Genomic DNA, 13,591 nt, shown 5'->3' on the forward strand with positions numbered 1-13,591 from the left:
GGCAGCCCGCGTTCGGTTACTCCCGAGCGGACTGCTCGCGTAATCGGGCCAGCGTCTTGGCGAGGATGCGGGAGACGTGCATCTGCGAGATCCCCATCTGCGCCGCGATCTGGGTCTGGGTCATCGACTCGAAGAATCGCATGGTGAGGATGCGGCGTTCCCGCTCCGGCAGGCCGGCCAGCAACGGCCGGATCGCCACGTACTCCTCCACCCGATCGAACTGGGATTCCTCCTCGCCGAGGGTGTCCAGCAGCGATGCCTCGGTGTCGCGCCCGGTGGAGACCGCATCGATCGAGCTGGGCTGGTAGGCGTTTCCGGCGATCACCGCCTGCGTCACCTCGTCCGCGTCGATACCCAGTTCGGCGGCGATCTCCTTGGCGGTGGGGGACCGGCCCAGCGTCTGCGACAGAGCGTCGACGGCCGAGCCGATCCGCAGATGGGTCTCCTTGACCCGGCGCGGTACCCGCATCGCCCAGGTGTTGTCGCGGAAGTACCGCCGCACCTCGCCCATGATGGTCGGCACCGCGAACGACAGGAAGTTCGATCCGCGCGACAGATCGAACCGGTCGACGGCGTGCACCAGCCCGACCCGGGCGACCTGGGTCAGATCGTCGAACGGCTCACCACGGCCGGAGAACTTGCGCGCGATGTGGTCGGCCAGCGGGATGCACCGATGGATCAGCTCGTTGCGGACCCTCGCGCGCCGTTGCGGATCCTCGGCGGCGGCCGCCATTTCCTCGAAAAGCGCTGTGACATCGTCGTATTCGGTGACCGCGGCGGCGACCTCGTCGATCTCGCTCTCGTCGGTGGTCTCCTCGGCGGACTCCTCGGGCTCGGCGCGCGGGTCCTCGGCGGTCTGCGGGTCCTCGGTCTGCGGTTCGAGCTCGGTCTTCTCGCCGGGGGAGTTGCCGGCCACTACGCCTTCCCCCGGACCCGCCGGAACTCCACGGTCGTCGGATAACCGGAGACCGCCGGATCGTAGGGGTCCTGGGTGGCCGTGACCTCGTCGGTCAAGGTCCGCAACACATGCCAGCCGAAACTGCGCTGGTCGGGTAGGCCCGCCGCACCGGCGACTCCGGTGACGCGCACCAGGAGATCCTTGTCGCCGACCGTGAATCGGCACTGCAGGGTGGTGTCGGCGGCGGCGACGGCGATGAGGGTCGAGCACGCCTCATCGACCGCGAGCCGGATGTCGGCCACCTCGTCCAGCGTGAAATCGCTGAGCAGCACGAGTGTTTCGGCGAGCCCGCGCACGATGGGCAACTGTGACACGGTGGCAGCGACGCCGATCTCCACCGGGGTGCCGCGCAACCCCTGTTCCGCCGAAATGTTGATCACCCTGAGAAGGCTACCCAATAAAGTCGGCGACAATCGGGTTGTAGCGGATTTGCGGCCTGCCAGTACACTTCGCGCTGTGTCCCTCCCTCAGTCCGACTTCCATCGTCCGTCGCCGATGATCGCGCCGTCCATTCTGTCCGCCGATTTCGCCCGCCTCGCCGACGAGGTGCGTGCGGTCGAGGGGGCGGACTGGGTTCATGTCGACGTGATGGACAACCACTTCGTCCCGAATCTCACGCTCGGCCTGCCCGTGGTGCAGAGTCTGCTGAAGGCGACCGACATCCCGATGGACTGCCATCTGATGATCGATGATCCGGCGCGCTGGGCGCCGCCGTACGCGGAGGCCGGCGCGCACAATGTCACCTTCCACGCGGAGGCGGCCGACGATCCGATCGCGGTGGCGCGCGACATCCGGGCGGCGGGCGCGAAGGCGGGGCTGTCGGTCAAGCCGGGTACCCCGATCGAGCCCTATCTGGAGATCTTGCGCGAGTTCGACACGCTGCTGGTGATGAGTGTCGAGCCGGGTTTCGGCGGGCAGTCGTTCATCCCGGAGGTGCTGGCGAAGGCGCGGGCGGTGCGCCGGTTGGTCGACGCGGGCGAGTTGCGCTTGCTGATCGAAATCGACGGCGGCATCAACATGGACACCATCGAGCAGGCCGCGGAGGCCGGTGTCGACTGCTTCGTCGCCGGTTCGTCGGTGTACGGCACACCCGATCGGGCGGCGACGGTGGAGAAGCTGCGCCGGGTCGCGGCGGCGGCCGCTGCCACGCAGACCGCACGGTAGCGAGGGGCGTGCGCCCGGGCGATGTCAGCGGACGGCGTGCGCGCGGCCGCCGGCGGCCCGGGTGGCCTCGATGACCACGGCCAGCGGCGGCACCCGATCGGCGTTTCCGGGTGCCTGCACCCAGGTGCGATAACCGGTGCGCTCGTCGTCGGCGGACGGGAGTACCACCTGGCTGCCGGCGCAGGCGACCGTGGCGTACAGCCGGAACAGTTCCGCGGATACGGATGCGGTGAGAACGTCGGGCCGGCAGGCGCTGGTGATGAAGGTCCAGCGGCGGGCGCGCGGATGGTGGATCACCGGGCCGGTCAGATCGGCCCGGGCCAGCCGGTCCTGGACGCGTTCGCCGAGTTCGGCCGGCATCGTGATGGCGCCGTACGGGCCACCGACGTCGAGCAGGATGTGACGTGACCCCGCGTCGATCGAGGCGGGCAGATGAAATTCGCGGCGGTACTGGACACAGCGAACTTCGAGTATCGAATCGAGCACCGTGGTCAACGTCGTAACCCCCATCTGTCGTTGCGGTTCATCGGCAAATTCCGACGCGGGAAAAATCAACTCCATAACAATATTGCGTCCGCTTCGCGCGGGGCGCAAGCGTCGTGTGTGGGTGGGTCGCGGGGTGGGTACAACCACATGGTGGACTGCCGACGCTCGGGTGAAAATCCGGTTGCTCGTAAATAAAAACCGAATGTTCGATTCGTTGAAGTCCGAATGATCCGGTAATTCCGGAATCGTGCGGGCAAACCCGAGAAATTACAGGAATGTATTTCGGGCTCGCCGCCGCTGCTTCCGCTCCTCGACCCGTTTTCCGCCCGGTTCCGGGCCGCGGGTCGGGGCGAGTACCGTCCCACTCACCGGCGGCGATGTCTCGTGCCCCGATCGGGCGTCGTTACGCTGGGCCCGCCGGGCCGATGGGAATAGCACCGATGGCCGGGGTGGTTGGCGCTGGTGATCGCGGTCGTACGCGGCACGGGCATCGGGTGACAGGAGAACGGAATGTTCACAGGCATCGTCGAAGAACTCGGCGAGATCGTCGCGGTCGAGCGGCTGGCCGACGCGTCCCGGCTCACGATCCGCGGCAAACTCGTCACCTCCGATGCCGGGCACGGCGACTCGATCGCGGTCAACGGCGTCTGCCTGACCGTGGTCGACGTGGTCGGCGGCGACAGTTTCACCACCGACGTGATGGGGGAGACCCTCAACCGCTCCGGGATCGGCAAGCTCGATGTGGGCTCGAAGGTCAATCTGGAACGGGCCGCGGCGGTGAACAGCCGCCTCGGCGGCCACATCGTGCAGGGGCATGTGGACGGCACGGGCACGATCGTCTCCCGCGATCCGCAGGAGAACTGGGAGGTCGTCCGCATCGCCCTGCCCGACGCGCTGGCGCGCTACGTCGTGGAGAAGGGGTCCGTCACGGTCGACGGCATCTCGCTGACCGTCTCCGGTCTCGGCGTGGACGAGGCCGGCGAACCCGGTCACCGCGACTGGTTCGAGGTCTCGCTCATCCCGACCACCCGCGAGCTGACCACCCTCGGCACCGCGCCGGTCGGGGCCACGGTGAACCTCGAGGCCGACATCATCGCCAAATACGTCGAGCGGCTCACGCAGCGCGGTTGAGCGCATCACACCCGGTGCGAAGCCGCCCGGGTGTGACGTAAACCCGGTACGGGCGGCCGCCGTACCCCGGCCGACACGCCGTAGTGTTGAAGGGCCACCGAATGGAAGATGGAGCACAGCAGACGTGACCAGGTTCGACAGCATCGAGCGTGCAGTCGCCGACATCGCGGCCGGTAAACCGGTCGTCGTGGTGGACGACGAGGGCCGGGAGAACGAGGGCGACCTCATCTTCGCCGCGGAGAAGGCCACTCCCGAACTGGTGGCGTTCATGATCCGCTACACGTCCGGCTACATCTGCGTGCCGCTGCTGGGGTCCGATTGCGACCGGCTCGGCCTCCCGCCCATGTACGGCATCAACCAGGACAAGCACGGCACCGCCTACACCGTCTCCGTGGACGCCCGCGAGGGCGTGAGCACCGGCATCTCCGGCGCCGACCGCGCGACCACCATGCGGCTGCTGGCCGATCCGAAGGCCGTGCCCCAGGACTTCACCCGCCCCGGCCACGTCGTCCCGCTGCGCGCCAAGGACGGCGGCGTGCTGCGCCGGCCCGGCCACACCGAGGCCGCGGTCGATCTGGCCCGGCTGGCCGGTCTCCAGCCCGCCGGCGTGATCTGCGAGATCGTCAGCCAGAAGAACGAGGGCGATATGGCCCGCACCGAGGAGTTGCGGGTCTTCGCCGACGAGCACGAGCTCGCGCTGATCTCCATCGCCGACATGATCGCCTGGCGCCGCCGCAACGAGAAGCAGATCGAGCGCATCGCGGAGGCCCGCATCCCGACCGGCTACGGGGAATTCCGCGCGGTGGGCTACAAGAGCATCTACGACGAGGTCGAGCACGTGGCGCTGGTCCTCGGCGACCTGGGCGTCGACGGCGGCGAGAACGTGCTGGTCCGGGTGCATTCGGAATGCCTCACCGGCGACGTGTTCGGTTCGCTGCGCTGCGACTGCGGGCCGCAGCTGCACGCGGCCCTGGAGATGGTCGCCAAGGAGGGCCGCGGCGTCGTGCTGTACATGCGCGGTCACGAGGGCCGCGGCATCGGGCTGATGCACAAATTGCAGGCCTACCAGCTGCAGGACTCCGGCCACGACACCGTCGATGCCAACATCCAGCTCGGACTGCCCGCCGACGCCCGCGACTACGGCACCGGCGCGCAGATCCTGGTGGATCTGGGCATCCGCTCGATGCGCCTGCTCACCAACAACCCGGCCAAGCGGGTCGGCCTCGACGGCTACGGCCTGAGCATCACCGAACGGGTGCCGATGCCGGTGCGGGCCACTCCCGAGAATCTGCGTTATCTGCGTACCAAGCGTGACCGCATGGGCCACGACCTGGTCGGTCTCGACGATCTGGACCTCGGCGAGACCGCGCAGTGAGCGTGGGCGCACCGAGCCCCCGGCAGCAGTCCACAGAGAAAGGCGAACACCCGTGAGCGGTGCGGGAGTACCGGAATTCAGCCTGGACGAGGCCAAGGACCTGCGTCTGGGCATCGTCGCGTCACGCTGGCACGCCACGATCTGCGACACCCTGCTGGCCAACGCCGAGCGGGTGGCCCGGCAGGCCGGGGTCGAGCAGATCACCGTGGTCCGCTGCGCCGGCGCGATGGAACTCCCGGTCGTCGCGCAGGCGCTGGCGCGCAGTCACGACGCGGTGGTGGCGCTGGGCGTCGTGATCCGTGGTGAGACACCGCATTTCGAGTACGTGTGCGACGCGGTGACCACGGGCCTGACCCGGGTGTCGCTCGACGAGAGCACCCCGGTGACCAACGGCGTGCTGACCGTGAACACCGAACACCAGGCGCTGGACCGGGCCGGGCTGCCCGGTTCCGCCGAGGACAAGGGCGAGCAGGCGTGCGCCGCCGCGCTGGACGCCGCCCTGACCCTGCGGGCCCTGCGTCAGGTGGTGTGAGCCGGTGGCGCCCGTCGTTCGGATCTGGAAACGGGGGCCCGCGGCCGGAGCGCGATCGTCCGAGGCGCCGTCCGGCCGGTGGGATCTGGAGATCCGCCCACGCCGTTCCGTGCTGACCGCCCGGATCGTCTCGGCCGTGATCGCGATCGTGTTCACCGTCGCGGGCGTGCTGTCGGCGCACAGCTCGACCGGGGTGAACTTCCGCGCCGCGGATCAGATCGCGGTGATCCTGTTCGGCTGGCTGCTCGCGGCGGCGGTGCTGCTGCTCACCCGGCCCCGGGTGCAGGTCGGGCCCGAAGGGGTCGTGGTGCGGAATGCGTTCGGCGACAGCGAGTTCCGCTGGCAGGACATCCGCGGGGTGTCGTTCCCGGACAAGAAGGCCTGGGCGCGACTGGAACTCGCCGGTGACGAGTATGTGCCGATGCTGGCGATCCGCGCCAACGACGGTGAGCACGCGGCGCGAGCACTGGACCGCTTCCGTGAGCTCGGCGCGAAATACACTGCCGCACTCGGCAACTGACGGAGAACCGGGGCGCGGTGGCACCGCGCCCCGGCCGGTCTACTTCGTATCGCCCATGACGGCGCCCTCGCGGCGCGGATCGGCGCCGCCGATCCAGCCGTCGGGCTCCCGCTTCAACGCGCTGAGCCCGCTGGACTGCTGATCGACGGACACCTGGTGCCCCATCGCGCGTAGCTGCTGCACGAGGGCGTCGTGATCACCGTTGGCGGTGGCATCGATCGCGGGATGCTCGCCGCCCAGGCCGGTGACCGCGGTGTTGCTCGCGCCGAAGTCGATCTGGGACACCGCCTGCTGCGGGTCGAGATGCCAATCCAGCAGGCCCACCAGGGTTTTCACCACGAACTGGATGATCACCGACCCACCGGGGGAGCCCACCACGGCCGACAGCTGTCCGCGCGAACCGTCCGGATTGCGGTCGAAGACCAGCGTCGGGCTCATCGAGCTGCGCGGCCGCTTGCCCGCCTGCACCCGGTTGGCCACCGGCGCGCCGTCCGGGGCCTGCGGATTGGCGGCGAAGTCGGTGAGCTGGTTGTTGAGCACGAAGCCGTCGACGATGTGGAACGATCCGAACGCCGATTCGACGGTCGTGGTCATGCTCGCGGCATTGCCGTATTGATCGACGATCGACAGGTGACTGGTGCCGTGCTCGGGCTGCTGCGGACCGGCGCCGACCGGGACCGGGCCGAAATCGCCGGGCTGCGCGGTACCCATGCTGTGGTCGGGATTGATCAGCGCGGCGCGCTTCTTCAGATAATCACCGCCGAGCAGCGTATCCGGCGAATTACCGGGCAGCGGCACGAAATCGGGATCGGCCACGTACTTGTCGCGGTCGGCGTACGCGAGCCGCTCGGCCTCCGAGATCAGATGTACCGCACGGGCTTTCGGTTTACCGCCGTTGCGGTCGAGATTGTCCGGGGGCAGTGCGGACAGATCGAAATTCTGCAGGATGCCGAGCGTGGCCGCGACCGCGATGCCACCGGACGACGGGCCGGGCATCCCGCAGATCTCGTGGCTGCGGTAGTCGGTGCAGATCGCGGTGCGCTTCTTGGCCTGGTACCCGGCCAGATCGGCGAGGGTGAGCTGGCCGGGGGTGCGGCCGCCGGCGGCGGTCGTGGTGGCGTCGACGATGTCCTGGGCGATGGCGCCGGTGTAGAACGCCTGCGGGCCGTCGGTGGCGACGGCGCCGAGCGTCTTGACCATGGCCGGATTGGTGAGCGTGGTGCCGGCCGGTTTCCCGGTGCCGTCGGGCTGCAGGAAGTAGGCCTTGGCGTTGTCGTCGCGGGCCAGATCCTTCGCCGAGTCGGCGATCTGGCCGGCCATCCGCGGGCTGATCCGGAAGCCGTGGTCGGCCATCGTGATCGCGGGATCGAACAGATCCTTCCACGGCTGCTTGCCGTGGTCGTCGTGGGCCGCCCCGAGCAGCCGCAGGACGCCGGGCACCCCGATGGATCGGCCGCTGGCCCGCGCATTCGGTTGCGGCACCGTGCGATCCGCGTCGCTGATCCAGCGCAGGTAGTTCTCGGTGGCCGAGGCGGGGGCGGTCTCGCGGCCGTCGTAGGCGTCGACGGTCTTGCGCCCCGCGTCGTAGTAGAGCAGGAACGCGCCACCGCCGATGCCCGAGGCCTGCGGCTCCACCAGGCCCAGCACCATCTGTGCGGCGACGAGGGCGTCGGCGGCGGTACCGCCCGCGGCCAGCACCTTGCAGGCGGCCTCGGTGGACAGCGGATTGGCGGTGGCGGCCGCGAAGGTGCGGGTGCGCACCGGCGTCATATTGCTGCGGAAGCCGGTGGCGATCTCGGGATTGGTGGCGATGTTGCCACCGGTCGCGGTGGGCGCGCCCGCCGTGACGGGGGTCCCGTTGGGCGCCTGGGCGCACGCCTGCGCCGAGTTGTCGGAGGAGGTCGGGGAACAGCCGGTCAGCAACCCCGCGGTCAGTAGTACCGCGATGGTTGCGCCGGACCAGAGATGTCGAGTGCGGCGCATGCAGGGGACTGTAGCCGCCTCCCGCCGGTGGTGAGCCGCGCTTCCGGGCGAAAGGTCGCCTTTTCCGCATCCCGCACCGGTTGTTCCGAGCGAACGGCGCGGATTGTCACCGGCTGCCAGTACATTCGAGGGTGCGGCGGCCGGTGGAGGTGGCGGCGCCGCCGGCGGTTCTACGGCGTGTGGTTCGAAGTTCGTGCAGTGCGGTTTCTGATCGGCGATTCCGGTGGCCCGCAAGGCCGTCCGGCGAGGCGAAGGATCGGACGCGAATGACCGATATGCGGCGCAACACCTTTCTCGACAGCGAGGACAGCGGCTACCACAAGAGCCTCAAACCCCGGCAACTCCAGATGATCGCCATCGGCGGCGCGATCGGCACCGGCCTGTTCCTCGGCGCCGGGGGCCGCCTGGCGCAGGCCGGACCGGGGTTGTTCGTGGTGTACGCGGTCTGTGGCGTATTCGTCTTCTTCATCCTCCGGGCGCTCGGCGAGCTGGTGCTGCACCGGCCCTCGTCCGGGTCGTTCGTCTCCTACGCGCGCGAATTCTATGGGGAGAAGGCGGCTTTCGTCGCCGGCTGGATGTATTTCCTGAACTGGTCGATGACCGGCATCGTCGACACCACGGCGATCGCCACCTATCTGCACTACTGGGCCGCGTTCCGGCCGGTGGCGCAGTGGCTGCTGGCGCTGATCGCGCTGTGCGTCGTGCTGAGCGTGAATCTCGTCTCCGTGAAATGGTTCGGCGAGCTGGAATTCTGGGCCGCGCTGGTGAAAGTGGTGGCCCTGGTGGGCTTTCTGCTCGTCGGCACGATATTCCTGGTGGGGCGCTTCCGGATTCAGGACGCCGAAACCGGATTCGGTATGGTCTCCGCCTCGGGCGGCCTGTTCCCGACCGGAGTGCTGCCGTTGGTCACGGTCACCTCCGGCGTGGTGTTCGCCTATGCCGCAGTGGAAATGGTCGGCACCGCGGCGGGGGAGACGGCCGATCCGCAGCGGATCATGCCGCGGGCGATCAATTCCGTGATCTTCCGGATCGCGGTGTTCTACGTCGGCTCGCTGGTGCTGCTGGCGTTGTTGCTGCCCTACACCAGCTATTCGGCGTCGGTGAGTCCCTTCGTCACCTTCTTTTCGAAACTCGGTGTGGGGCACGCCGGTTCGGTGATGAACTTCGTGGTGCTGACCGCGGCGCTGTCCAGCCTGAACGCCGGTCTGTACTCGACCGGGCGGATCCTGCGGTCGATGTCGATGAACGGCAGCGCGCCGAAGTTCACCGGCGTGATGAACAGCCGCGGGGTGCCCTACGGCGGCATCCTGCTCACCAGCGTCATCGCGTTGTTCGGCATCTGGCTGAACTACCTCGTTCCGGCGCGGGCCTTCGAGATCGTGCTCAATGTGGCGTCGCTGGGAATTCTGGCCTCGTGGGCCACGATCGTGCTGTGCCAGTTGCGGCTGTGGTCGCGGTGGCGGCGCGGTGAGGTGGAACGGCCGGCGTTCCGGATGTTCGGCGCGCCCTACACCGGTATCGCGACGCTGGTGTTCCTGGCGGTCGTGCTGGTGCTCATGGCGTTCGATCATCCCGTGGGCACCTGGACCGTCGCCAGCCTGGTGCTCATCGTCCCGGCACTGATCGTCGGCTGGTTCGTGGCGCGGCGCCGGGTGCTGGCCATCGCGCGGGAGCGCGAGGGTTACACCGGCGACTTCCCGGTGGTCGCCAACCTCCCGGTGGAGAAGGAGGAGTAGCGGTTACGGGCCCAGCGGCGGTTGCCGCGTTTCCACACCGAGCCGCCGCGAGTACTGCTCGTTGAGCTCCGGCCAGCCGTGGTCCATGGCCGCCGCGCCGACGATCGGGCCGATCGGCGTGCCGTCGAGCAGGGTGGCGGCCACGTCCAGGCACAGATGCCAGCCCGCGGCCATCATCCCGGCGACCGCCCGGTCGGGCAGATGGTGGGTCAGCCGCAGCCGGGTGCCGGCGCCGTACTCGGTCAGCTCCCAGCGGAGAACATCCGTGCCCCAAGTGAATTCGAGCAACTCGGGCCGATCCGCGATGCCGACCTCGCCCGGGAGTTCCTGCCGGTGCGGTCCGTCGGACATGACGAGGGTGACGGGTCCGGTGGCGCCGAGCGAACGGTCGGCGGTGTACGGCGCCCATTCGCGCAACTCATCCGGCTCGGTCAGTGCCGCCCAGACCGTCTCCCGATCGTGCGGGAAATCCCGGGTGAAGACGAGCGACCAGCGGCCACCCTCCTCGACGAGTTCGACGTGCTGCAAGGGGCTGGGGTGATACGGGCGGGTGGTCATGAGGTGGCGTCCTTCCGGGCTAGATGGTGGCCCAGGGCGTCGAGATGGTGGTTCCACAGCCGTAGATACGGCAGCAGCCAGCTGTCGAGCTGCTCGAACGGCCCCGGGGCCAGGCGATAGACACGTTTCTGCGCGGCGACCTCACAGGTGACGAAGCCGGAATCACGCAAGACCTTGAGATGCTTCGACACCGTCGGCTGCGGGAGCGCGAGCCGGTCGACGAGCTCGCCGACCGTGGCATGCCCCCCGCGCAGCTGTTCGAGGATCCGCCGCCGCTGCGGTTCGGCGACGACAGCGAACGGATCGGTGGCCACGTTCCCAATATACGTCTTGACGTATATACGTGTGCGGGAATATTGAAGTCCGACACGAGACCGCCTGCGAGCGTGTCGGAGCGAGGCTGCCGACGCGGTCGAGCGCACCGTTCGGCTGCCGCTGTTGCCCTGCGCGCGGTGAATACAGCGCGTCGACCTCGAGTCGTCGGTGTGCCGACGCGGCCCGGGACGATCGGGTCTGCCCGGACAGGCGTTCGGTCATGCGTCAGCGGGGGCCGAGCAAGGGCTCGTGAGCGCCCGGACGCGGATGCGTGGATGCCGGTGGTCGGGGCCGTGAGCTGTCGCGGACCCGGACGACCGGCCGAAGGTGAGCCGCGAGCTGTCGCGGCGCGGCCGAAGGTGATCAGGGGCGGGCGCCGACGCTGTCGCCGCCACTGCGGACCTGCCAGCGGCCGTCGGTGCGCGTGAGGCGGATCGGGTGGTCGAAGCAGTCGCTGATGTTGTCGCTGGTCAGGACCTTGTCGACGGGACCCTGGGCGACCGTGCGGCCCTGTCGCAGCAGCATGGCGTGGGTGGTGCCGGGCGGCAGTTCCTCCAGGTGGTGGGTGACCAGGACCGAGGCCAGTTCCGGATGGGCGGCCTGGAGGCGGTCGATCCGCTCGATCAGTTGTTCGCGGCCGCCCACGTCCAGGCCCGTGGCCGGCTCGTCGAGCAGCAGCAGGCGCGGTTTCGGCATCAGCGCGCGGGCGATCAGGGCGCGGCCCCGCTCGCCCTGGGACATGGTCGGCCAGCGGGCGTCGCGGCGGCGGGTGAGGCCGAGCAGATCGATCAGGCGGTCCGCCTCGGCGATGTCGGCGGCGGCCGGGCTCCAGCGCTGCTTCAGGTCGGGGGTGTTGGTGAGGCCGGTGAGCACCACCTCGTGAGCCGTCAGCGGGTACGGCGGATTGTGCCGGGGGTCGACATGTCCGATGGCCGTACGCAATTCGCGCATGTCGACCCGGCCCAGGCGATGGCCGAGCACCTCGACGGCGCCGCGCGTCGGATGCTCGTACGCGCCGACCATCTTCAGCAGCGTGGTCTTCCCGGCGCCGTTCGGTCCGAGCAGCGCCCAGTGCTCGCCGGGCCGGACCGTCAGCGCGATCGCGCTGAGGATCGCGGCGCCGCCGCGCACGAAATCGACGCCGGTGACCTGGAGGATGGGAGAGTCGACCATGGACGCCACCGTAGCAAACTCCTCAGACAAGCTGATGGGTAACCGGCAGTGTGACGTGGTCGGCCGGATGGAGCCGGGTAGGCTGGCCCGGTGACCATCGAGGCCGTGCTGTTCGATTTCTCGGGAACCCTGTTCCGGCTGGAGCCGGACGAGACGTGGACCGCGGACCTGGTGTCCGATATCGGTGAGCCGTTCGACGCGGCGCGGGCGGCGGAGTTGCTGCACCACCTCACCCATCCCACCCAGACACTCGTATTCGACGCCCGCGAGCAGTACGCCTGGGACCATCGTGATCTGGCCCCGGAGCTGCACGAGGAGGCGTATCGCGAGGTGCTGCGCCAGTCCGGGGTCGCCGGGCCGCAGGCAGGCCGGTTGTACTCCCGGCTGGTCGACCCGCTGGCGTGGACGCCCTACCCGGACACCGGCGCGGTATTGAAACGCCTGGATTCCCACCGCATTCCGGCGGCCGTGGTGAGCAATATCGCCTTCGATCTGCGGCCGGCGTTCGCCGCGCACGACTGGGATCGGTACGTGGCCGCCTTCGCGCTGTCCTTCGAGATCGGCTCGATGAAGCCGGACCGCGGCATCTTCGACTGGACCTTCGAGCAGCTGGGGGTGTCCCCGGAACGCGTGCTGATGGTCGGCGACAGCCCCGAGAACGACGGTGTGGCAACGACATTCGGATGCCGCTTCGCTTTGGTCGAGCCGTCGCCGACCGGAGAGCGGCGCGACGCCCTGGCGACGGCGCTGCGCGAGCACGGCGTGGGCTGAGCCCCCGGCCCGGGCGGTGCCGCCGCGGCACTGTCCGGATCGTCGGCGGCGGGTACCGTGTGAAGACACCATCCGGCGGTGACCACGCGCTTCGCCGGTATCGGAACCGAGTGGTCGCCGGGCGCCAGAGGGAGGCCCCTGTGGACATTCGCACGGACGAAATCGCCGACGGCATCTATCGCATCTCCACCTTCGTGCCCGAGGTGGGCCCCACCGGTTTCACCTACAACCAGTTCCTGATCGGCGGGGCGGAACCGCTGCTGTTCCACTGCGGCATGCGGTGGCTGTTCCCCGCGGTCACCGAGCAGATCGCCCGCGTGCTGCCGGTGGAAAGCCTGCGCTGGATCACCTTCGGGCACGTCGAGGCGGATGAGGCCGGTGCCATGAACATGTTCCTGGCGGCCGCGCCGCAGGCTCAGGTGGCACACGGTGAACTGGGTTGTCTCGTATCGCTGGACGACCTGGCCGACCGGCCGCCGCGGCACCTCGCCGACGGTGAGATCATCGACGTCGGCGGCCACCGGGTGCGGCACATCGATACCCCGCACGCCCCGCACAACTGGGAGGCGCGGGTGCTCTACGACGAGACGACCCGTGTGCTGCTGTGCGGTGATTTCATGACCCAGATCGGTCCCGGCCCGGCGCTGACCGAGTCGGACGTGGTCGGGCCCGCCGGCCGTGCCGAGGACGTCTTCCATGCCACCTCGATCGGGCCCGCCGTCCCGGCCGCGCTGCACGCGCTGGCGGATCTCGCACCCACCACACTGGCGATCATGCACGGTCCGAGCTATACCGGCGACTGTGCGGCGGCCTTGCGGGATCTCGCTGCGGATTACGAGCGCCGCGCGGGTCTGCTAGGTTGACACCACTCGATACATGAATGTATCCG

15 protein-coding genes are annotated in these 13,591 nt (G+C 69.0%); 8 read left to right on the forward strand and 7 right to left on the reverse strand.

All coding sequences use genetic code 11. From position 1 onward, the window contains the following. Positions 1-16: 16 nt before the first annotated feature. Positions 17-916 (reverse strand): SigB/SigF/SigG family RNA polymerase sigma factor, encoded by a 900-nt coding sequence (locus NRB56_RS23260; RefSeq protein WP_406603520.1) that lies wholly within the window; start codon positions 914-916, stop codon positions 17-19. Beyond that, positions 916-1,338 carry an ATP-binding protein gene (locus NRB56_RS23265; RefSeq protein ID WP_319943403.1) on the reverse strand — a complete coding sequence of 141 codons (423 nt, stop codon included), beginning with the start codon at positions 1,336-1,338 and terminating at the stop codon, positions 916-918. The genes NRB56_RS23260 and NRB56_RS23265 overlap by 1 nt, the downstream gene beginning before the upstream one ends. 115 nt (positions 1,339-1,453) lie before the next feature. Between NRB56_RS23265 and rpe the strand changes: the two genes are divergently transcribed. Continuing rightward, positions 1,454-2,122, forward strand: a complete 669-nt coding sequence (gene rpe / locus NRB56_RS23270; RefSeq protein ID WP_153345977.1) for a ribulose-phosphate 3-epimerase — start codon at positions 1,454-1,456, stop codon at positions 2,120-2,122. Between the two features lie 24 nt (positions 2,123-2,146). On the opposite strand, the gene NRB56_RS23275 is transcribed toward rpe, so the two are convergent. Beyond that, the gene (locus tag NRB56_RS23275) at positions 2,147-2,608 is read right to left on the reverse strand and encodes a hypothetical protein (protein ID WP_319943465.1); all 462 of its coding nucleotides are present in this window, start codon (positions 2,606-2,608) and stop codon (positions 2,147-2,149) included. Between the two features lie 510 nt (positions 2,609-3,118). On the opposite strand from NRB56_RS23275, the gene NRB56_RS23280 reads away from it, so the two are divergent. The 4 genes from NRB56_RS23280 (at position 3,119) to NRB56_RS23295 (ending at position 6,166) form a co-directional block, all read left to right on the forward strand. Next, on the forward strand, positions 3,119-3,739 hold the full coding sequence (locus NRB56_RS23280; RefSeq protein ID WP_153345616.1) for a riboflavin synthase: 621 nt from the start codon (positions 3,119-3,121) through the stop codon (positions 3,737-3,739). A 124-nt stretch (positions 3,740-3,863) separates the two neighbouring features. After that, entirely contained in the window at positions 3,864-5,114 is a 1,251-nt protein-coding gene (locus NRB56_RS23285) for a bifunctional 3,4-dihydroxy-2-butanone-4-phosphate synthase/GTP cyclohydrolase II (protein WP_319943404.1), read from the forward strand. 52 nt (positions 5,115-5,166) lie between these two features. Next, positions 5,167-5,646 carry a 6,7-dimethyl-8-ribityllumazine synthase gene (ribH, locus tag NRB56_RS23290; protein ID WP_319943405.1) on the forward strand — a complete coding sequence of 160 codons (480 nt, stop codon included), beginning with the start codon at positions 5,167-5,169 and terminating at the stop codon, positions 5,644-5,646. A gap of 4 nt (positions 5,647-5,650) precedes the next feature. After that, on the forward strand, positions 5,651-6,166 hold the full coding sequence (locus NRB56_RS23295; protein WP_319943406.1) for a PH domain-containing protein: 516 nt from the start codon (positions 5,651-5,653) through the stop codon (positions 6,164-6,166). A gap of 39 nt (positions 6,167-6,205) precedes the next feature. Here NRB56_RS23295 and NRB56_RS23300 read toward each other — a convergent pair whose 3' ends face one another. Beyond that, positions 6,206-8,149, reverse strand: a complete 1,944-nt coding sequence (locus NRB56_RS23300; protein ID WP_153345617.1) for a gamma-glutamyltransferase family protein — start codon at positions 8,147-8,149, stop codon at positions 6,206-6,208. A gap of 266 nt (positions 8,150-8,415) precedes the next feature. Here NRB56_RS23300 and NRB56_RS23305 point away from each other — a divergent pair, with 266 nt between their 5' ends. Further along, complete coding sequence (locus NRB56_RS23305; protein ID WP_153345619.1) at positions 8,416-9,885, forward strand: amino acid permease; 1,470 nt, start codon at positions 8,416-8,418, stop codon at positions 9,883-9,885. 3 nt (positions 9,886-9,888) lie between these two features. On the opposite strand, the gene NRB56_RS23310 is transcribed toward NRB56_RS23305, so the two are convergent. The 3 genes from NRB56_RS23310 to NRB56_RS23320 all read right to left on the reverse strand — a co-directional run bounded on the left by NRB56_RS23310 (position 9,889) and on the right by NRB56_RS23320 (position 11,931). Further along, entirely contained in the window at positions 9,889-10,443 is a 555-nt protein-coding gene (locus NRB56_RS23310; RefSeq protein ID WP_153345621.1) for an SRPBCC family protein, read from the reverse strand. Further along, on the reverse strand, positions 10,440-10,757 hold the full coding sequence (locus NRB56_RS23315) for an ArsR/SmtB family transcription factor (protein WP_319943407.1): 318 nt from the start codon (positions 10,755-10,757) through the stop codon (positions 10,440-10,442). Before NRB56_RS23315 ends, NRB56_RS23310 begins: the two co-directional genes overlap by 4 nt. A gap of 364 nt (positions 10,758-11,121) precedes the next feature. Then, a complete protein-coding gene (locus NRB56_RS23320) occupies positions 11,122-11,931 on the reverse strand; it encodes an ABC transporter ATP-binding protein (RefSeq protein WP_153345623.1) in 810 nt (269 codons plus the stop codon). A 90-nt stretch (positions 11,932-12,021) separates the two neighbouring features. Between NRB56_RS23320 and NRB56_RS23325 the strand changes: the two genes are divergently transcribed. After that, positions 12,022-12,702 carry an HAD family hydrolase gene (locus NRB56_RS23325; protein ID WP_319943408.1) on the forward strand — a complete coding sequence of 227 codons (681 nt, stop codon included), beginning with the start codon at positions 12,022-12,024 and terminating at the stop codon, positions 12,700-12,702. Between the two features lie 140 nt (positions 12,703-12,842). Next, a complete protein-coding gene (locus tag NRB56_RS23330; protein WP_319943409.1) occupies positions 12,843-13,565 on the forward strand; it encodes an oxygen-binding di-iron domain-containing protein in 723 nt (240 codons plus the stop codon). Positions 13,566-13,591 lie beyond the last annotated feature (26 nt).

Origin of the sequence: Nocardia aurantia, from assembly GCF_009604425.1 — a bacterium.
Classification (GTDB): domain Bacteria; phylum Actinomycetota; class Actinomycetes; order Mycobacteriales; family Mycobacteriaceae; genus Nocardia; species Nocardia aurantia.

Excerpts from the sequence above, each read along its gene's own strand:
- NRB56_RS23300 (WP_153345617.1), bottom strand. The coding sequence starts at position 8,149 with ATGCGCCGCACTCGACATCTCTGGTCCGGCGCAACCATCGCGGTACTA.
- NRB56_RS23310 (WP_153345621.1), bottom strand. The coding sequence starts at position 10,443 with ATGACCACCCGCCCGTATCACCCCAGCCCCTTGCAGCACGTCGAACTC.
- rpe (WP_153345977.1), top strand. The coding sequence starts at position 1,454 with ATGATCGCGCCGTCCATTCTGTCCGCCGATTTCGCCCGCCTCGCCGAC.
- NRB56_RS23280 (WP_153345616.1), top strand. The coding sequence starts at position 3,119 with ATGTTCACAGGCATCGTCGAAGAACTCGGCGAGATCGTCGCGGTCGAG.
- NRB56_RS23305 (WP_153345619.1), top strand. The coding sequence starts at position 8,416 with ATGACCGATATGCGGCGCAACACCTTTCTCGACAGCGAGGACAGCGGC.
- NRB56_RS23320 (WP_153345623.1), bottom strand. The coding sequence starts at position 11,931 with ATGGTCGACTCTCCCATCCTCCAGGTCACCGGCGTCGATTTCGTGCGC.